Below are 19,886 nucleotides of genomic sequence, written 5' to 3'. Positions count from 1 at the left end.
ATGAAAAGAGATAAAACCGCCGGAGCGGCATCCGGCCGGGTGGTTTCATACCTGGTGACGGTGTGGGTGATCATTACCCTGAATTTTCTTTTGCCGCGGATGATGCCTGGGGACCCTTTTGTTCATGTGTCCGGGGATGAAGGTGAGGATTTGCCAGAATTCACCGAGACCCAGAAGGCATATTATATGGAACAGTACGGGTTTGACGATCCCCTGCCTGTCCAATATGCCCGGTATCTGATAAAGCTTGCCCACGGGGACCTTGGGGCGTCGGTTTATTTCAACAGTTCCGTGGTAGGGATTTTGGCCCGGAGGCTGCCCTGGACCCTGGGCCTTGTGACCGCAGCCGTAGCACTTTCCACGATCATCGGCACATTCCTGGGCGTGGTGTCGGCAGCATTTCGCCACCAGTGGACCGACCGGCTTTTATTTGTCGGCCTGATCCTTATTTCCGAAATTCCGGCCTTTCTTATGGGGCTGGTGATCCTTTTTATCTTTGCCGCAGCCCTGGACCTTTTTCCCCTGTCCGGGGCCATGTCCCATTTCACTGGCCAGATGACGGTCATGGAAAAAACGGGCGACATTGCAAAACATGCGGCCCTGCCCGTGGCAACGCTGACCCTGGTCCGCCTGGGCGGCATTTACCTTCTGGCCAGAAACAGCCTTCTGACAGTGCTGGAAAAGGATTTCATGGTCACGGCCCGAGCCAAGGGGCTGACAAAAATCAGGATATTCTGGCGCCATGCCCTGCGCAACGCCCTGCTGCCCATTGTCACCCGGGTGTTTATGAGCCTTGGGGCGCTTGTGGGCGGGGCCATCCTGGTGGAAAACGTGTTCAACTATCCAGGACTTGGCAAGCTGCTGCGTGAATCGGTCATGGTCCAGGACTATCCTTTGATCCAGGGAATATTCCTTCTGGTGACCCTGGCGGTCCTGTCCGCCAATTTTATGGCAGACCTTGTTTACCGGCGGCTGGATCCCAGGGTAGGTAAAAAAGCCTCTGTCAAGAGGCAAAGGCTGGTGAAGGCATGAGTTTTACTTCCCTGTCAGCGCTTTTTTCCCGAATGACGCCTTCGGGCCGGGCCGGCGCATTTATTCTGGGTGCCATCATCTTCCTGGCCCTGGCCGCTCCCCTGGTCTGTTCCCATTCCCATCAGCAGATGTCAGGCCCGGCCCTGATCCCTCCAGGCCCGGAACACATTATGGGTACGGATGAACTGGGGGTGGACCTGTGGGCTCAGATCTGCCACGGGGCCAGAATCAGCCTGATTGTCGGGCTTGGCACAGCAGTGGCCGCAGGGCTGGGCGGCGGCATTGCGGGGATTGTGTCCGGATATGCCGGCGGGCTTACCGACATAATCATCATGCGCATGGTGGATGTTTTGCTGGTGCTGCCGGACCTGCCGGTAATGATTGTGCTGGCCGCCTTTTTCGGGCCCAGTCTGCTTTCCATTGTCCTGGTGCTGTCCTGTTTCTCCTGGGTTCACACGGCAAGAATTGTCCGGTCCAGGGTGCTGGCCTTGAAACAGCGGCAGTACATCCGGGCCGCCGAGTTGAACGGCGCATCTGCGTTTTACCTGATCCGCCGCCATTTTCTGCCCGAGGTGTTTCCGCTTGCCGCCGTGAGCATGATCCGGCTCACCGGCCGGGCCATTGTGGCCGAGGCAGGGCTCTCCTTTTTAGGATTAGGGGATCCCACCTCCGGATCCTGGGGCCTGATGCTTCACCATGCCACCTCTTTTCCAGGCATCTATTACACCCGGTTCTGGCAGTGGTGGCTGGTATTCCCCTGGCTTTCCCTGACCCTGATGGTGGTCAGTCTGGCCCTGGTCTCCCGGGACATGGAAAAAATTGCAGATCCCCGGCTGGGAAAAAGGAGTTGAGCATTGACCACTGAACCAATTCTGGAAATCAATGACCTGTGCCTGGAATACAGGCAGAACAGCATGGCAATCCCGGTCCTGGACCGGGTCAGCCTCTCCTTGGCCCCGGGTGGCACCCTGGGCCTGATCGGGGAATCCGGGTGCGGCAAGACCAGCCTTGCCATGGCAGTCATGGGCCTTGCCAAATCAGCCCGAATCACAGGAGATATCCGCTTCAACGGCGTTAATCTGACCGGGCTGAAAGAAAAAGCGCTTACGAAATTCCGCTGGAACCGCATTGCTCTGGTTTTCCAGAACAGCCAGGAGGTGTTTAACCCGGTCATTACGGTGGGTGAACAGGTGGCCGAAACCCTGATTCGGCATTTGGGCCTTGGCCGGGGTGCAGCCATTCAGCAAACCGCCAGACTCTTTGAACAGACCGGTCTGGACCCGGTCTGGCAAAGTGCTTATGCCCACCAGCTCTCCGGCGGCATGCGCCAGCGGGTACTTATTGCCATGGCCGTTGCCTGCAGTCCGGATTTGCTCATCGTGGACGAGCCCTTCACGGCCCTGGATGCAGCAGCCGCATCTGCCATGACGGATCTGATTCTTACACTCCAGCAGCACCTGGGGTTTGCCATGATTTTGATCTCCCACGCCATGCCGGCCATTGCCCGGATGACCAAAAATATTGTTACCCTGTACGCAGGCCAGGTTATTGAGACCGGCCCGACCCAGGCAGTGCTGGCCGACCCTTGCCACCCTTATACCCGGGGACTGATTAATGCCTGTCCTGAATTTTACGGCTACAAGGATCTTTGGGGAATTGCCGGCACCCCGCCATCCCCCGGCAGCGTTTCCGGCTGCCCCTTTTGTCCGCGCTGTGTCCAGCACGGCCCGGACTGCAGCTCCCGCCGGCCGGCCCTTATTGAGGCTGGAGAAAACAGGCTGGTAGCCTGCCATAAAGGCGGTATCACCACGGTGCTGGAGGCCCGGGGACTTGAAAAAACCTTTGACCTGAACGGCACTGCCGTCAGGGCGGTTCAGCAGGCGGATATCACGATTAAATTCGGAGAGGTCGTGGCGCTTGTGGGTCCTTCGGGCTCGGGAAAATCCACCCTGGCTCATCTGCTGGTGGCCCTGGAAATACCGGATAAAGGCCGGGTGATCTTCCAGGGAACACCCCTGACGGACAACCGTGCCACCTCGTGCATGCACGGCATGCAGCTGGTATTCCAGGACCCGGCCCAGGCAGTGAGCCCCAGGCTGACGGTCCTGGAGGCTGTCCGAGAACCTTTGGACATCATGGGATGGAAAACCCAACAGGACAGGGATGAAAAGGCCCTTGGCACCCTGCCCCTTGTACACCTGTCCCGGGATACGGGGTTTGTAAATCAGCCCTGCCATGCGTTAAGCGGGGGTCAGCGCCAGCGTGTCAGTGTGGCAAGAGCCCTGGTGACCGATCCTGTGCTTCTCATCGCCGATGAAATTACCGCCATGCTGGATCCGTCTGCTCAAGCCCATCTGCTGCGCATGCTTAAGGGCCTTCAGCATAAAAAAGGCTTTTCCATGCTGTTTATTTCCCACAATATTCACCTGACGCGAAAAATTGCCGACCGGGCCTATGTGCTTAACCAGGGAAAAATTGTGGCCAAAGGTGCCGGATATGAGGTGTTTGAATCAGCAGATCCATCTAAAGTTACATTTAAAATCCGGGATCATTTACATGATTCCGGCCAATCCATTGAAACATACACCCCCGGAACTCCCGGGGGACTCACCCCCCATTTACAGGAAAGGAAACATTCGCATGAAACGTTCTTTTGTCATCTTCGGTACAGTTCTGATCTTTGTTTTTACTGCAGCCCAGGGCTTTGCAGCAATGCCGTCCATTACCCCTGTGATCCAAAAGGCCATGACCTCCCTAAAGGTCACCAAAGCAGATCCGAATTTTCTGATACTGACCAACGCAACTGCTGTCATGACGGACGGAAAATCAAGCCTGCCCATTCTGGAACAGGTTCAGGAGACCACCGGGGCCATGGTGGGAAAGGGCAATCTACTCTTTTTCCAGCGGGTCCAGAATGCGCCTTTGCGCATCATGCTCTTCAAAAGATCAGACAGAAATGCCGTGATCATCAGCGCAGACCAATCAAAATGGGCCGTCGACACCCTTGATTTTGCTCTCAAAACTGTTTCAGACCCCAATTTCTGGAAGGATGCCAAGGATAAATACGCCGCTGGAAAAGATCTTTTCACCCTGGCCACTCTGGGAAATGCCTGGGCTGAAGGCGCACCCTACGATTTTCTGAAATCCGCTGAACTTCACAACCACATCTGCCCCGGCCTGACCTCGGGATATCTTATGGCCCATTTTATCCTGGAACACTATCCCCTGGAAAAAGGCCAGAGGTACACAATCATCAGCAGTCCGGTCTGGTGCAAAGAAGACGCCCTCCAGGTGGTCATGGACCAGACCCCGGGCAAAAGAGGTCTGGTGGTAAAACCCTTGTCCAAAGAACAGAAAGAAAAAATATCAATCCCCAATCCGGCAGGAATGGTCCTGATCTGGGATAAAAAGCAGAAAACAGGCAAAGGGGTTGCACTCAGCTTTGATTTTAACACGCTCAAAGGGCTCTATCCAGAGGATACGCCCAAGGCTGCGTCTATTCTGTATACCGCCCCATATCTGTCATCACCGGACAAATTTGTGTCTGCGTCAAAAGAATTTAATCTGGATGAAACCATGTTCAATGCCATATGCGAAGCCGGCAGCAACCCGTGGGAGGTGGCAGGCCTGACGACGCCTTGAATTTTATGTGATTGTGTTGCGATGTCCATGGTATGGCTTAATAGGAAGACACCGTCTTAAAAAACAACATCAGAAAATCATCCCTGATCCACCATCATGACACAAAGTTGCCTCAAAATATTTTTTTGACACAGATGTGCCACCGTTCCAAGCCCTGTTAACTCAAACAATAAATAATATTTTATTTTTAATTTAAATTAGTTATAATCAAATAATCATTTTAACCCTTATTTTTTATAATTTTGGCATTATTCTTGATGTATCCAATGCGTAAAACAGATTAACAAAGTTAATCACGCATTCGCTTTTAATCAATTATCAGCAAGAAAGGAAAAGGATGCTGGAACTTAAAAATATATATTTTACGGTACCCGATGAAGAGGCGGAAAATGGACACGCCGAAAAAACCATTCTTAACGGTATCAGCTTTACCTTTGAAAAAGGTAAGTTTTACGCCATTACCGGCCCCAACGGCAGCGGAAAGACCACTTTGGCCAAAACTATCATGGGGATTAACAAAAACACCCGTGGCAAGATCATATACAATGGCAAAGAGATCACGGACATGACCATCACCGATCGGGCCAGACAGGGGATCGCTTATGGATTTCAGCAATCCGCCCGGTTCAAGGGGGTGACGTTCAGGGATCTTCTGGCCATTGCCGCCGGCACCGATGACGAAGGAAAACTGATGGATATCATGGCCCGGGTGGGGTTCTGCTCCCTGGATTTTCTTGACAAGCCTGTGGATTCCAAACTTTCCGGTGGCGAGATAAAAAAGATCGAACTTGCCACCACCATTGCCCGGAATCCCGGTCTGGCCATTTATGATGAGCCGGACACGGGCATAGATCTTTGGACCATAGCTCCCATGGTTGATCTGATAAAACGGCAGATCACGGACTATGAGACAACAACCATTGTTGTCAGTCATAACAAGGCGTTTCTTGAAGCAGCAGACTGCCTTCTGCTTATAAAAGAAGGTCAGATTGCCTATACCGGTGATCTGAAAGGCGCCATGCCGCTGCTAGACGATTTAAGTGTTTGCGGATACACAGATCTATGTGAAGGAGAAATTGATGCTAAATGCTATAGATAAAAATTTGTTAAAGGCTGTAGCGGATCTGGATGGCATCCCCAAAGGCGCATTCAATATCCGAAAAAACGGAAAACTTTTATCACGTGAGGTGTCAGGCAATATCAATATTGAACCCAATGAAGATGGTACCGGGATTGTGGTAACCGTCAAACCGGGCGTAATCAATGAATCGGTACACATTCCGGTGATACTCAGCCAGGCTGGCCTCCATGACGTGGTGTACAACACCTTTATTATTGGGGAAGGCGCCGATGTCACCATCGTTGCCGGATGCGGCATCCATTGCGCAGGCAGTGGGAATGAAGGCCACGAAGGCATCCATGAATTCCGGGTGGGTAAAAACGCCACGATCCGCTACCAGGAAAAACACGTTGCCACCGGTGATGGAAAAGGCAAACGCAGCCTGAATCCCACCACCAAGGTATATTTGGACGAAAATGCCGTGGTGGAGATGGAACTGACCCAAATAGGCGGCGTAGACGAGGCAAGGCGGGTGAATGAAGCAGAACTGGGCCCAGGCAGTTCCCTTTTTGTAACCGAACGTATTTTGACGGAAGGACACCAGATAGCCATCTCGGAAAACAATATTATTCTCAAAGGTCATGACAGCAAGACAAACCTGGTATCCCGGTCCGTAATCAAAGAGAACTCCAAACAGGATTTCTACGCCAACGTGGAAGCAAGGGCCAAAAGCTTTGGCCATATTGAATGTGACGCCATCATTATGGACAACGGCGTGAATGAAACCGTACCGGCCCTGCGCGCCCTGCATCCGGACGCACAGTTGACCCATGAAGCGTCCATCGGAAAAATCGCCAACGATCAACTGATCAAACTGATGAGTTTAGGGCTCACTTACGATGAAGCCGTGGATAGAATCATCCGGGGTTTTCTAAAGTAATGGCCCGAGCCGGCCGGATCTTTTATTTCAGGTCCGGCCCCAACACAATGACAACCGAAATAGATCATCCTCAACAGAGTAGCTTGCGGAATGCCTGACCCATTTCACAGATGATAGTCAGATCATCGAATGGGAAGTTATTAATCAGAGTAAAAAGCGCTTTCCAACGCCAAAACGTCAATAAGTAGGTGGACAAAAATAATTCTTGTTTTATTATTGCTTTGCAATAAATCATTGTTGTTATTTTAATTTGCATAGCAAGGATATCAGATGAAACGTACGGGTAGAAAATTTGTTTCTCCAATTGAGCCATTGGCATTAAAATGGCTGTCACTTATTGAACTAAAGTTTCCTGTAAATTTATCGAGTTTTTTGCTATGCAACCATGCGTAGCAGGATTTTGACGAAAGATTTTTGTGGGGTTTGCGCTGGCACAGGGCAAACACTATAAAAATCAGAACTCAATGCCGCCTCCGCAATTATCCGCCGCACATCAGAAAATGCAAATCCGGCTCGTCCCCGAATTTTATATCTTCGATCGGGTGCATTTTCCAACCGGTCAGCATAGATCCATGTCAGCGTTGTGGACATCATGCAGAAGTTAAGGTGATTCAGTACGGCTTCCGAATTCCGAACTTGTGATTTTGAACTGCCAATCTCCTGCTTAATTTCTTTAAATCCTGATTCAATTTTCCAGCGCGCGCCATAATATTCTATAATTTGCTCAACCGAAAGCCTCATATCTGTGGTCATGAGGGCAACGTACCGTGTTTTTCGATAAACCCAGACAACCCGCACCCTACACTTCATCGTCTTCAGCATAACGGTTTGTGAATACGCCAGCACTTCCCTTTTTTTGCCGTAGAGAAAAACCCTATAACTCTGGGAGTTCTCCTTCAACCTCCCTGCACAATCATCCACAGAACCCAAACGTAGGCCATACTTTCGTGGACGGCCAGCCTTAGGTGTTCCTGTAGCGACAGGTGCAAAATCATACAGAATAATATTTGTTCGCATACGAGAAAGCAGGTGGAAAGAGCCTTCATTTCTACGATCCAACCTGGACCAGAGGCCATTGTTGCCAAACCAGCTATCTGTCACAATCAACACCGGTTGCTTATAGTAATTTCGAATATCCGTTATCATTGTGGCCGCCTGTGCCATTTTGTCTTCAAAATGAAGAACCTCTCCTTTCCGTGTGGCAGTCGCAGATTCTGCCTCAATGTCCTTTTTCATCATATAAAATCGAAAATCAAGAGGCAGGCAGGCCCATCTGGATTTTATTTTTTTCAATAATCCTACTGCCAGAATACACTGTGACCATGGATACGAACTTTGGTTAGACTTTGAGGCATGGTTGTGAAAATATGCGCAACCAAAAATTTTTTTTCCACTCTTTGGGTTTATGGAATCATCCAGTACTAGCAGAATTCGTTCTTTTACAGCTGGTGACGGAATCATTCCCCACATCGTATGCCATAGTCCTTTCCATGGTAATGTTGGGCTTGCCATGAAGGCATAAAAGCGCTGACTTTTCAGCTTTAAACCAAATAGAGTTTGCAGGGCACGTAACAGGTTAGAGGTGATTGATGATGTAAATGGAACCAACACAGCCAATAGCGTGTATACAAACCAGACCTTCCGTTTCTGTCCCTGAACAGTATTAGAAAATACAGCTTGCAGAGGTAATAGCAAATCACGTAATATAAACATGGTAGGTCGCTCCTTTTTTGGTATAATTTCAATTAATTAGCCAATTAAAATATACCATAGGAGCGCCTACCTTCCAAGATCTATTTATCGCTTATTTTAAATAAATTCAGTATGTTATTTCAACAAACCGTTTAAGTTTGGCATGAAAAATGAAACTCAATTTCCATGCCAACTGCATCTTGAGGCTTTCTCAAACCGATTCTAATTTTCAGGAAACTTCAGTTATTGAATTTTCGGATGAAGAGTCAAACCGTACTAAACTTAGGGCTCAAGCAATTCGATTGAGCAACTCTGGGTATAGTATCAATCAGAGTTCACAAATATGTTTGACTACTCAGGAAACAGTTTCGAAGTGGATCGATGGATGGGGAAAATATCAATTTGACTCTTTAATTGATAAACCACGTCCTGGAAGGACACCACTGATCCCTGGTGATAAACATGATGAAGTCATTGATATTGTAAAGAAAAATCCAAGACAACTTAAAAGTGCCATTACTGAAATAGAGGGAACGTTTGGTAAAAAAATCAGCGTAAAAACCCTGAAACGAATTATAAAAAAAAACTGCGTTGGTGTCGAGGACGGAAATCTCTCAAAAGCAAACGCAATGAGAACGAGTTCAGGGACGCGCAAAAGGAAATTGAAATCTTGAAAGATGAAGATAAGGCAAATATCATTGACTTGTATTATTTTGATGAATCTGGCTTTACCGGCGTGCCTGAGATTCCATATGCCTGGCAAGAGGCGGATGAGCAGCTTTTACTTCCGAGCGGAAAAACCTCAAGAATCAATGTGTTGGGTTTTTTGAATAAGCAAAATGACTTTTTCCCTTGCGTTTTTAATTGCTCGGTTACTTCAGATATTGTCGTGGCCTGCTTTGATGTTTTTTCACGTTCCATAACAAAAAGAACCATCGTTGTTCTGGACAATGCTCCAATACATCACAGCGCCATTTTTAAAGCTCAAGTTGGGACATGGGAAGAAAGAGGACTTTTTCTATACTTTATCCCCAAATATTCACCGGAGTTGAATCTGATTGAAATTTTATGGAAACATATCAAATACTTTTGGTTATCAACATCTGCTTATAAAGGATTTAAATTTTTGAAAGCTGAGTTGGATAATATATTGGCAAGTGTCGGTAAGGAATTTACAATTTCGTTTTCTTAACATAGATTTATTTTTGTCCATGTACTTACCTATCACAGCAGGTTTAAAGGCGGGTTGCACCGATTCAACGGTGTTGCTACAAAATCTTTACAAAATGATCTTGGACAGCGGCATTCACGTGGACAGCACCCAGACATATTACCAGAATCTTTTCTAAGTATTTCATATGACAATAAGCAATTGAATTACCTCAATTATTTATTGTGGGTTGAATATAGGTGTCAATAGACCGACTCAGCCCAGGGTTGTTCGTTAGAACAATTTCAACCATTAAAGGGAACATCGCTTTCTTAAACGTCATAAAAATGTAAAAATAAAAAATGCCGTTAAACAAAAAAAATAAATTTTTATGGTTTACTGGATTCTTTGCTCTGCTCATATTTATTTTCTTATTCTCTATTATGGCGATTTTCTGGATCAGGCTCACCCCCATAAACCAGAATTTTTTATCGGAAATAATAAAGGAAGACGCGATTTACTTTTTTATCAGTTTCCTTATCTTTTTTGAGGTCGTTGGGTTCACGATCTATACCGTGTTGAATCTTTTTTTTATTCCTTTGACAAAACTGCCTGATGAAATATCCGTAATGTCGACAGTTAATTCTTCCCACCGAATAAATATCGAAGGCGGAAAAGAGATTATAGCTATATCAAAAGCCATCAACCTTTTTGCAGATCATTACGAAACGCTGCAGAAAAATATAAAAGAAGAGATAAACAGAAAAAGAGCCGGACTCGAAATAGAAAAAAATATGCTCGCATCATTTTTCGACGAGCTTCCCCAAGGGATAATCGCGTGCAACACAGAAGGAGAGATAAATCTTTTCAACAAAAAAGCCAAAATCATAGAGGCTCAAAACCATACGATCGGAATCGGCAGATCTATTTTCGATATTATCGATAAAGATATAATAACGAATGCGCTTTATGAAATAAACGTAAAAAAGCCTAAAATACATGAAGCGGCATCTTCTTCTTTCATAACCCTAAGCCCCGGCAATGTTTTGATAAAGGCGGACATCTCGCCGATAACGGATCTGCGTGACAATTTTGCCGGTTTTATAGTCGTTTTTTATAACATAGGAAAAGACTTTGAGCTTTACGCAAAAATCGACAATATCTTCAAATGCACCGCAAACCAGATTCTTTCTTATCTTGATAAGATCAAAAAAACGAACATGGTAACGCCGGAGATTACCTCCATAGAAGAAAATTTGAAAAAAGCCGAACAAGACTATATCGAAAAAATAAAAGAGCGCCTGCCGTTTTTGGTGGTTTCAGACAGAGACATAATAACAACGGTTCAAAAAAAAGCCGGAGAAAAGCTTAACATATCGTTAAAGCCTGAGTTTCCATCTCATATAAACTGGATAAGAATCGAAACTTACTCTTTTATTGATGCTTTCTTATCCATCTTGACTATTCTAAAAAATAAGACGTTAAAAAGAACGTTTAACTGTACCCTTTCTAAAGAAGAAAATTTTCTGGCGATTTTTTTTCATATTCCGGATGCTGAAAAAAATTTAGATATTTTTAAAGATGAAAAAAAATTTTTAAAGCTGAAAGATTTTTTGAATTATCATGCGGCGCAAATCAGTTTAAGTTTTAATGAAAAAAGCGAAAAAGGAATAAAAATTTTGATGCCGCTTGCAGAGATGAAAGAGGCGGAAGGCTTGCGCAACATAGTGATTGGACGAGAGGCCTACGAGAGGCCGAATTTTTTCGATTTCGATCTTTTTACAAAGCGCAAATCCGATTCTAAATTAAATGAGATGCGTTTAAAAGATATAGTTTATACGGTTTTAGATACAGAAACAACCGGCTTAGATACCCAAAATGACGAGATAATTTCGATAGGCGCGGTCAGAATCGTAAACGGCAGAATTTTAACCGGAGAAAAATTCAACCAGCTTATAGACCCGAAAATGAATATTCCGCTGGAATCTGAAAAAATTCACGGCATAAATAATGAGATGGTTAAAGGAAAGCCGAATATAAAAGAAGTTCTGCCGCTTTTTTATCAATTTTCCAAAAATACGGTTTTGGTGGCGCATAATGCGGCATTCGACATGAAGATGTTTTCTATGAAAGAGGCCGAAACCGGAATAAAATTTGACAGCCCTCTTTTAGATACCCTCCTGCTGGCCTTAATAGTTTATCCCATGCACAAGAGACATGATATGGCAGCTATCGCTAGCTTTGCCGGAGTGAATATTGTGGGGCGCCACACGGCCATGGGGGATGCCTCGGCAACGGCCGAAATTTTTCTTAAACTTATTCCGCTTCTTGCTAAAAAAGGGATTCACACTTTAAATGACGCGGTTAAAGCCTCTAAAAATACTTTATACTCAAAACTGAAATATTAAAAAGTTCTCCGGTTCAAGGGCTCAGGTCTCTTTCGACCTTGTTCTGCGAGGCTGGGCTGAACCCGTCGTCACTACAAAATATCAATGCTAAAAACGCAAAGGGAATTGGATCTATGGTAAAAGAAAGGTGCCTATTTATTTAAACGATTCTACTATCTTTTGAATCTCTTTTTGCGCTGCCGTTGAAAAATCTTTCATCGTATTTTTTGCTTTAAACCAAACCAGTTTTGTTTGCGAAGCAAATCCGAGAATAAATGATTTTTCGGGTAAAACTTGGGTATCAGTATCTGACACTTGAAGTAAAAGAGAATTTTCATCCGCATAAAAAACAGTGTCGGATTTAATTAACTCTTTATAATCGCTGTTTATGGCTATTGTTAAAATCAGCTTATTCTCTTTGCTAAGGTCTTGATCCAAAATCTTTCCGATTTCTATGCCTTTTGAATAAATTTTAGTATTTTCAACATTGGGATTATCTTCAAATACAACGTAATAAAAATTTTTAGGCGAAAACATAGCGCAGTTTAAACAAAAAGTAAGTGCCAGCGTCAAAATAAAAATTGATTTTCTATACATGAGGACCCCTTGAATTGTTTTGTTGGACGAAAATTACAATCAATTGATAATTAGCTATCCTACAAAATCAAATTAAGAAAAACAACCAAAAACGAAGAAAGGCGCGTTGATTATGGATTAGGACCATTTTTGAAACTTTACACCAACATAAAAAGTCGGTATAGTTTTCTCCTTTTTCAGGCTAACAAAAGCGGTTTAGAACTGCAGCTAATTAACATACAGGACACAGGATGAATCCCAAGGAAATTCCCATTAAAGATCTTCTTCCCCACAGGGACCGAATGCTTCTTATTGAACAGATTCTTGAGGTGAACGAGTCTTTAACCGTTTCCAGTGCCGTGGTAGCGGATCACTGGCCCCTTGTCTGCGCGGGATCAGCAAGCCCCATTGTCATGGTGGAACTGGCTGCCCAGACCGCCGGGATCAACAACAGTATAAACCGCTTGCAGACCCGGGGGAAAGAAGACGGCACCATGGGATGGATTGCCGGTGTTAAATCCGCTGTTTTCCATATGGACAGTCTTCCCGTAGGGACAACCCTTATCACCCGGACCCAAAACAGCTTCTCCTTTGGAGATTTCAGGGAAGTTACCGGAACTATAACATTGGATAAAACCGTTGCCGCAGAAATCACGTTACAACTCGTGTCGGCATAAAGGCCGAACCGCTTAGAAGAATCATAAAACGATGAAATAATAATAAATCATACGTTAGGATAGTATTTCCATGTCCCAAAAAATAGATACAAAAACCGCCGTCATTACAGGTGCAAGCCGGGGAATCGGCCGGGCCATAGCCATTGAACTTGCAGGACAAGGGTATTATATCTTTATAAATTACCACTCGGACAAAGACGGTGCAGCCCAGACCCTTGAACAGGTCCAGGCTGCCGGTTCCCAAGGGGAGATCATGCAGTTCGATGTGACGGACAGGAAACAGTCCAAAGCTGCAATTGACAATATCGTGGGTCGAAGCGAGACCATTGATGTACTGGTAAACAATGCAGGGATTGTTGATGACGGCCTGTTCATCATGATGAAGGAAGACAGCTGGGACAAGGTGATCCGAACCAGCCTTGACGGCTTTTACAATATGACAAAACCGATCCTGAAAAGAATGGTTCGCCAGAAGCGTGGTGCTGTTGTCTCCATCGCATCGTTGTCCGGCCTGACTGGCAACCGGGGACAGGCCAATTACAGTGCGGCCAAAGCAGGACTCATCGGTGCCAGCCGCAGCATAGCATCCGAAGTGGCACGGCTTGGCATCCGAATCAATGTTGTGGCACCAGGGCTCATTGAAACCGATATGACCAAGGATTTGCCCATGACCAATATCAAAACCATGATTCCCATGGCGCGGGTGGGCCGACCCGAAGAGGTGGCGCGGGTGGTAAAATTTCTGTGTTCCGATGACGCATCCTACGTCACCGGCCAAGTGATCTCAGTCAACGGCGGCATGTTCTAATGTTCATGGTAAAAAAAATTTTCCTGGGAGCTGCTGCCACCGTCCTCATGGCGGCCATGGTTTCAGTCGGCGCAAACGCGACGTCCCTGGCGGATATCCAGAAGTCGGCCGGCAGCATCCGGTCAATCAATGCCGATTTTATCCAGGAAAAGCATATGAAAATCCTGGTAAAACCGCTGGTTTCCAAAGGGATTATCCGTTTTCAAAGCCCGGACGCATTAAGATTTGAATACCAGGAACCCATTAAAAACATCCTCATCATGCAGGGGAAAAGCGTTTCGCGCTATATACACAAGGACAACACCTTTGTCCGGGACAATGCGGCGGCCATGGGTGCCATGACGGTTGTCATGGATGAAATCAGCCAATGGCTGAAAGGAAATTTCAACACCAGCGTTTTTGATGCGACCATTGAAAATGCGCCGGAGCCCGGCAGAATCATCCTGGTGCCAAAGGACAAGGCCATGACCAATTTTATCCAGGACATCATTTTGATGCTGTCCGAACAGCCGGGCGTTTTTAAAGAGGTCATTATCCGCGAAAGCCAGGACTCTTACACCCGTCTTCGGTTTGATAAGGTGCAGCTCAATAAAGATATTAACCCAGACGTGTTTGCAGCCCCTAAATGAAACAAAAAACTACACGGGAATATCTCTTCGTATTTATTTTTTTGATTAGCGCAGGGTGCGCGGGTCTACCGCCTATTGTACCCCTGGACCATTCCCCTGCCCCGGATGAGCAAAGCCTTTCCCGCGAGTTGAACGTGCTGTTCCCAACCGAGCCGTTCCAGTTTGTCCACGCCATAGAGTTGGCCATGCCGGGCAGCCATTCGGCCATGCTCATGGGCGTTGTAAATATCCATCCCCGGCACCGCGCCATCCATTGTGTGATCATGACCCTGGAAGGACTGGTTCTCTTTGAAGCCAATCATACCAGTAAAGCGTTCACAATTCACCGGGGCATCCCCCCCTTTGACAGCCAATCCCTTGCCCGGGGTCTGATCTCGGATATTGAGCTTATTTTTTTCAGCCCCCGGGGCAGGCTTGACGCCTGGGGTAAGCTGAAAAATAAAAATACAATTTTGAGATTTTCAGAAGCTGACAGTAAAACAATAGATATTATTATTTCCCCGGACAGGAGTATTTGGACCCAGAACTTAAGAACCCACAACTATCGGATCAAACGCAGTATTAAGTATGTATTTCCTCACCCCCCAACAGCCACAAACAACCAGATCTCTGTTTTCCCAAAGTCTATAACCTTGACGGCGGCATTTCCATCACGATACACTTTAACCATGACCCTGACAGACGCAAATTTAATCCCTGATACCCAACCCCTGCGGTGACAATAAATGAAGCTGAAACTAATTTATCCCAAATGGACAAAACTTGACCGGCAGACCGAATTTCATCTGCCCCCCCATGGACCTGTTGTGTTTGCAGCAGCCCTGCCCGATTATATTGATGTCGAGTTTATCGATGAGAATGTCCAGACCATTGACTATGACGAACAGGTGGACGTGGTTGCGCTCTCCATGATGCTGACCATCCAGATCAATCGCGGCATTGCCATTGCAGAAAAATTTCGGGCCAAAGGTATTCCGGTCATTGCCGGGGGCATTGCCACTATGCTCCATGCAGAACAGATGACCGGCCAGGTGGATTCCGTATTTCTTGGAGAAGCAGAAGGCCGCATGGAAAAACTTTTTGACGACCTTGCAAAAAACCGCCTGGCACCCGTGTACGATTATCTGTCATCACAGCCGCCCATTGAAATGGTGGGGCCGGCCAGACGGGATATTCTTGAACGGGACCTGTACAACTACAAAGGGGTGCAGATGGTGGATCTGGTCCATGCCTCCCGGGGATGCCGGTTTAACTGCTACCCCTGCGCCGTGGCTTACCTTGGGGGACGCAAGTTCAGACCCAGACCCATTGACAAAACCATTGAAGAGCTGGCCGGCATTGACAACAACCGTCTATTCATCGTGGACAATTCCCTGGCCCAGGACAAGCAGTGGGAACTGGACCTTTTCCGGGAGATGATCCCATTAAAGAAAAAATGGTGCTGTCACCCCATTGAAAACGACCCCAAGGTGCTGGACCTGGCAGCCCAGGCAGGCGCCTGGTATGTTTACCAGGCCGTGTTCGACACTTCGGATTTAATCCGGGACAGAATCAAGCGCTACCATGACCACGGCATCGGTGTAGAAGGCACCATCCTTCTAGGCCTTGACCACCACACCGAAGACTCCATCAAAAAACTGATTGATTTTCTTTTGGAAATTGATCTGGATCTGGCGGAATTTACGGTTCTGACGCCCTTCCCCCATACCCGGGCATGGGACGAGCTGAACCGTCAAAATAGGATTCTATCCTATGACTGGGATGAGTATTCGGCGGACAAAGTGGTGTATCAGCCCAAAAACATGGCCCCGGAACGCCTCCAGAATCTGCTCCAGTATGCCTGGGATTCCTTTTACCAGGATGAACCCCAGAATATCAAAATGTACAAGCTGCTAAAAACGGTTATCCAGAAAGAAAAAGCGGACAACACCTATCGTCCCAGGAACCGGAACCTTGTGGGCTCCGCGTTTGGGCGGCCCGCAGGTCAACAAAGCTGATATCTGTTACAGGGAAACCAACGCAATCTTATGTAAACATATCCTGAAAATAAAATATATGATACCCGAACCATTTCCAGTAGGCTGGATATTCTTTAGGCTATGTTTCGCTGTTAATCAACAGCCTTCTTCACATTATTCAAAGGAGGAATAACAAGCAAGCTTGTTTATTTGCCGATGACGACTACTTGTTTTACCTTCAATGGCTTGAGGCGTATGCGTTAACCTCAAATTATATAGTCCACACTTACGTTTAGATGACAAATCATGTCCATCTGTTGCTGCCCCCTAAAAGTAGCAGCAGTGTAGGCGATTTGTAAAACACCTGGGGCAACGGTATGTTCAATATATCAACCGAACGTATAGAAAAACGGGAACGCTATGGGAAGGAAAATTTGGAATAAATTGTCAGCAAATCACGTTGTCCAAGGGTTGAAACCGGTGTCAGCGTCCATCCAAACAGGTGTTCATAAAAAGAGGCTGCCTGTTTTATCTCTGTTGTGAAAAGATCAAACCAGACAAATTTACCAATATGGTATGTTTGCAGGGTTTCAACATTCACAGGAGGGACGACCGCCATTGTCCCTGCACAGCCGGTCAGAACCTGCGGCCGTAAACAGCAGGCAGCCAGACAAAATCGAAAAAGCACTCTTTTCAAACACAAAATCATAAACATGCTCCTTAAGAACAGGGAACAGAGTTTCCTGAATAAAGGAAAGCCTGAATGGACAAAAAATAAATACGATTTTTTGAATTCACAAAGTACAGACGTCACCGTGATAATGCAAATTCTTTTCTGTAAAATTATTCAGGTCAAGTTCCTTTTAGCCAGAGTGTTTCCATCAACACATTGCTTCTATTCTTGAACTCTTGGTTTAATTAAGGTTATGTAAAATAGGTAAAATAGGATAAAACTAAACCTGAGATTGACCCATTTTGCATAAAACCCATAATTGTCGCTGACAAAGATGCCCTGCCAGTCCTGCTGAATTATAGTTTCTGAAAGGCAGCTTTTGAACGATTCTTGTGGATCATGAAATATGCAATTGGAAGAGAGAATGACCTCTTTATTAATCGGGACGGCGTAAACACAACATTAACAGGAGGTGATTATTTTCAATCACAAAAACAAGTTATATCCAGCCATCCTCGTGGTGATGGTTGCTGCTGCAGGAATCGGCATATACCTCTTGTTGGATCAAATGGGGATCAGATTCAAAGCCCCCATGAAACAAATCCAAAAACGCGGTGCGATCCGGATGATCACGGCCAATAATGCCACATCCTATTACACCTACCGGGATTCTCCCATGGGATTTGAGTATGATCTTGCAAAGGCGTTTGCAGATCATCTGGGGGTGGCGCTTGAAGTTATCGTACCGGAGTGGGACACAATGTTTGAAGTGCTTAATTCAGGACAGGGAGATTTCATCGCCGCGGGCATCACCAGAACAGAACCAAGGGAACAGATCGCTTTATTCTCCGATCCCTACATGTCTGTGCAACAAAAATTTATTCACCACAAACTAAAATTCGGCATAAAAGATACTGAGCAGCTGGCAGGTAAAACCATTCATATCCGAAAAGGCACCTCCTATCAGGAACGCTTAGAGGAACTCAAAGCATCCGGAATTGATCTGGATATTCAGCTGCTTGAAGATATGGCCACCGAGGAAATTATCAGAATGGTTTCTGAAAAAAAAATCACATTCACCATCGCGGATTCAAACATTGCACTTTTAAACCGCAGATACTACCCGGACATTAAAATCGGGATGCCCATACAGGAAGAAGAGTACCTGGGCTGGGCTGTAAAAAAAACAAATAAAGTGTTGCGGGACCAGATCAATGAGTTTCTTGAGATGGCCGAAGAAACCGGCACCCTGGGTAAAATATATGAGAAATATTATGGCAACTTGGAGATTTTTGACTATTTTGATTTAAAAAAATTTCATGAACGGATTAAAACACGGCTACCCCAATATAAAAAAATTATTAAAGCAGAATCTAAAGAATACGGATTTGACTGGCGGCTCATTGCAGCAATGGTCTACCAGGAATCCCATTTCAATGCCAGGGCCAAAAGCCATACCGGTGTCCGGGGGCTGATTGGTAAGATTCAAAAAGTGTAACGCGTACCCCGCAGTTTCATGACGAAATAATGTAACGGGCAGATATCCCGCCGCTATATCCCGCCAATCAAATAAAAAATCATACCCCGCCTATCCCGCCGATAGACCTCGCCGCTGCTTCTTTCAAAATTTGGTACATATAATCTCCCTGATTCAAATTTTGGAGAAGAAATAATGGCAAAGAATTCACGTGGAAGACGACCTTGCTCTATTTGCCGGAAATGGTTCACCCCTGATGTAAGACAAAAAGGGCGGCAGAAAACATGTCGTTCGGCTTGCCAAAAAGAGCTTCATCGAAGGCAATGTGAAAAGTGGAACAGGAAAAACAAAGCTGTTTGCAAAAACAATTATCTGGCAAAAAAACTTGAAGAAGCTGAGGAGCAACAAACATCTGGGAACCTTCCTTCGCTTTCATATCAAAAACAGACAAAACCTGTTTTGCCAATGGAAGTCATTATAGCAGAATACGGGATCAAGCCGGCAATTATCATTCAATATCTGGTTACCCAGGTTATCAGCCATAACAATGAAAAAATACAGGGATTCCCATAAAAGACCCTCTGGCATAAACGACTAATCGAGTATAGATTTTAAGATACATGATTGGAATAACTCATTGTAATATAAAGGGATATTAACAGACTAATCGAGTTTTGATTCTAAGAGACATCATGAGGATAACCAACTGATAATACAAGTAGATATCAACAGAATAATCTCTATCTCAGTTTAAGAGGCAACTGACAGGCGACTCTAACCGGTGATATAAAAAAGCACCTGAAATTTTAAAAATAAGGAGGTGTCTTGTGAAAAACAGATTTTCATCCCGGCAATTATTTGAACTGAGAAACAATATCCCTGTAGATGTGTTGATCAGGGACCATTTACAGATTCTATCCAAGATTAGAGATGGTTATTTTCGTTTTCTATGCCCTTTGTGCAATGAATTTCAAACCGCTGTAAATCCAGCCACGAACCTGGCCAGGTGCTTCAGATGCGAAAAAAATTTTAATACCATTGACCTTGTCATGAAAATCAAGGGCTATGGATTTAGGGATAGTGTCTTGTTTTTGAAACAAATAAATACTGTACCCCAGGTTCAGGCCGCAAAATTGACGGCCCTTGCCGCTATGGTCGGCAGGCCTATGCCGGGAGGGCAGTGAG

20 protein-coding genes are annotated in these 19,886 nt (G+C 45.8%); 17 read left to right on the top strand and 3 right to left on the bottom strand.

What is annotated here, in order from left to right; genetic code table 11:
* From EYB58_RS10855 to EYB58_RS10830, 6 genes are all read left to right on the top strand, one after another.
* The gene (locus EYB58_RS10855) at positions 1-1,032 is read left to right on the top strand and encodes an ABC transporter permease (RefSeq protein ID WP_111959543.1); all 1,032 of its coding nucleotides are present in this window, start codon (positions 1-3) and stop codon (positions 1,030-1,032) included.
* Positions 1,029-1,883, top strand: a complete 855-nt coding sequence (locus tag EYB58_RS10850) for an ABC transporter permease (protein WP_111959545.1) — start codon at positions 1,029-1,031, stop codon at positions 1,881-1,883. Before EYB58_RS10855 ends, EYB58_RS10850 begins: the two co-directional genes overlap by 4 nt.
* A 3-nt stretch (positions 1,884-1,886) precedes the next feature.
* Positions 1,887-4,040: an ABC transporter ATP-binding protein gene (locus EYB58_RS10845; RefSeq protein WP_242637625.1), complete on the top strand. Its 2,154-nt coding sequence runs from the start codon at positions 1,887-1,889 to the stop codon at positions 4,038-4,040.
* A complete protein-coding gene (locus EYB58_RS23180; protein ID WP_165477761.1) occupies positions 3,964-4,674 on the top strand; it encodes an FmdE family protein in 711 nt (236 codons plus the stop codon). Before EYB58_RS10845 ends, EYB58_RS23180 begins: the two co-directional genes overlap by 77 nt.
* Before the next feature lie 337 nt (positions 4,675-5,011).
* Complete coding sequence (locus EYB58_RS10835) at positions 5,012-5,773, top strand: ABC transporter ATP-binding protein (protein ID WP_111959547.1); 762 nt, start codon at positions 5,012-5,014, stop codon at positions 5,771-5,773.
* Positions 5,754-6,674, top strand: a complete 921-nt coding sequence (locus EYB58_RS10830; protein ID WP_111959549.1) for a SufB/SufD family protein — start codon at positions 5,754-5,756, stop codon at positions 6,672-6,674. The genes EYB58_RS10835 and EYB58_RS10830 overlap by 20 nt, the downstream gene beginning before the upstream one ends.
* Positions 6,675-6,744: 70 nt before the next feature.
* Here the strand turns inward: EYB58_RS10830 and EYB58_RS10825 are convergent, their stop codons facing one another.
* Both EYB58_RS10825 and EYB58_RS10820 read right to left on the bottom strand, forming a co-directional pair.
* Positions 6,745-7,008: a hypothetical protein gene (locus EYB58_RS10825; protein WP_131072048.1), complete on the bottom strand. Its 264-nt coding sequence runs from the start codon at positions 7,006-7,008 to the stop codon at positions 6,745-6,747.
* A 41-nt stretch (positions 7,009-7,049) separates the two neighbouring features.
* Positions 7,050-8,387 (bottom strand): IS701 family transposase, encoded by a 1,338-nt coding sequence (locus tag EYB58_RS10820; RefSeq protein ID WP_111960851.1) that lies wholly within the window; start codon positions 8,385-8,387, stop codon positions 7,050-7,052.
* Positions 8,388-8,536: 149 nt separating this feature from the next.
* On the opposite strand from EYB58_RS10820, the gene EYB58_RS23920 reads away from it, so the two are divergent.
* From EYB58_RS23920 to EYB58_RS10810, 3 genes are all read left to right on the top strand, one after another.
* Positions 8,537-9,040, top strand: coding sequence for a helix-turn-helix domain-containing protein (locus EYB58_RS23920; protein WP_242637624.1), 504 nt, complete (start codon positions 8,537-8,539; stop codon positions 9,038-9,040).
* Positions 8,953-9,558, top strand: coding sequence for an IS630 family transposase (locus tag EYB58_RS23915; RefSeq protein WP_242637634.1), 606 nt, complete (start codon positions 8,953-8,955; stop codon positions 9,556-9,558). Before EYB58_RS23920 ends, EYB58_RS23915 begins: the two co-directional genes overlap by 88 nt.
* Positions 9,559-10,091: 533 nt before the next feature.
* On the top strand, positions 10,092-11,924 hold the full coding sequence (locus tag EYB58_RS10810) for a 3'-5' exonuclease (protein WP_242637654.1): 1,833 nt from the start codon (positions 10,092-10,094) through the stop codon (positions 11,922-11,924).
* 135 nt (positions 11,925-12,059) lie between these two features.
* Here EYB58_RS10810 and EYB58_RS10805 read toward each other — a convergent pair whose 3' ends face one another.
* Entirely contained in the window at positions 12,060-12,500 is a 441-nt protein-coding gene (locus EYB58_RS10805; protein WP_111960606.1) for an MlaD family protein, read from the bottom strand.
* A gap of 230 nt (positions 12,501-12,730) precedes the next feature.
* Here EYB58_RS10805 and EYB58_RS10800 point away from each other — a divergent pair, with 230 nt between their 5' ends.
* From EYB58_RS10800 to EYB58_RS10760, 8 genes are all read left to right on the top strand, one after another.
* Complete coding sequence (locus EYB58_RS10800) at positions 12,731-13,156, top strand: hotdog family protein (RefSeq protein WP_111960608.1); 426 nt, start codon at positions 12,731-12,733, stop codon at positions 13,154-13,156.
* Between the two features lie 70 nt (positions 13,157-13,226).
* Complete coding sequence (gene fabG, locus EYB58_RS10795) at positions 13,227-13,964, top strand: 3-oxoacyl-ACP reductase FabG (RefSeq protein WP_111960610.1); 738 nt, start codon at positions 13,227-13,229, stop codon at positions 13,962-13,964.
* Positions 13,965-13,969: 5 nt separating this feature from the next.
* On the top strand, positions 13,970-14,593 hold the full coding sequence (locus tag EYB58_RS10790; protein ID WP_242637623.1) for an outer membrane lipoprotein carrier protein LolA: 624 nt from the start codon (positions 13,970-13,972) through the stop codon (positions 14,591-14,593).
* The gene (locus EYB58_RS10785; RefSeq protein ID WP_111960614.1) at positions 14,590-15,312 is read left to right on the top strand and encodes a hypothetical protein; all 723 of its coding nucleotides are present in this window, start codon (positions 14,590-14,592) and stop codon (positions 15,310-15,312) included. The genes EYB58_RS10790 and EYB58_RS10785 overlap by 4 nt, the downstream gene beginning before the upstream one ends.
* A gap of 6 nt (positions 15,313-15,318) precedes the next feature.
* Positions 15,319-16,590, top strand: coding sequence for a B12-binding domain-containing radical SAM protein (locus EYB58_RS10780; protein ID WP_111960616.1), 1,272 nt, complete (start codon positions 15,319-15,321; stop codon positions 16,588-16,590).
* A 1,202-nt stretch (positions 16,591-17,792) separates the two neighbouring features.
* Entirely contained in the window at positions 17,793-18,722 is a 930-nt protein-coding gene (locus EYB58_RS10770) for a transporter substrate-binding domain-containing protein (protein ID WP_242637622.1), read from the top strand.
* A gap of 174 nt (positions 18,723-18,896) precedes the next feature.
* The gene (locus tag EYB58_RS10765) at positions 18,897-19,274 is read left to right on the top strand and encodes a hypothetical protein (protein WP_111953187.1); all 378 of its coding nucleotides are present in this window, start codon (positions 18,897-18,899) and stop codon (positions 19,272-19,274) included.
* A gap of 254 nt (positions 19,275-19,528) precedes the next feature.
* The gene (locus tag EYB58_RS10760) at positions 19,529-19,885 is read left to right on the top strand and encodes a CHC2 zinc finger domain-containing protein (protein ID WP_111953189.1); all 357 of its coding nucleotides are present in this window, start codon (positions 19,529-19,531) and stop codon (positions 19,883-19,885) included.
* Position 19,886 lies beyond the last annotated feature (1 nt).

The organism is Desulfobacter hydrogenophilus, from assembly GCF_004319545.1.
In the GTDB taxonomy this organism is placed as follows: Bacteria; Desulfobacterota; Desulfobacteria; order Desulfobacterales; family Desulfobacteraceae; genus Desulfobacter; species Desulfobacter hydrogenophilus.
The sequence above is the reverse complement of the archived record's forward strand: the minus strand, read 5'-3'. Positions and strand labels throughout refer to the sequence as shown.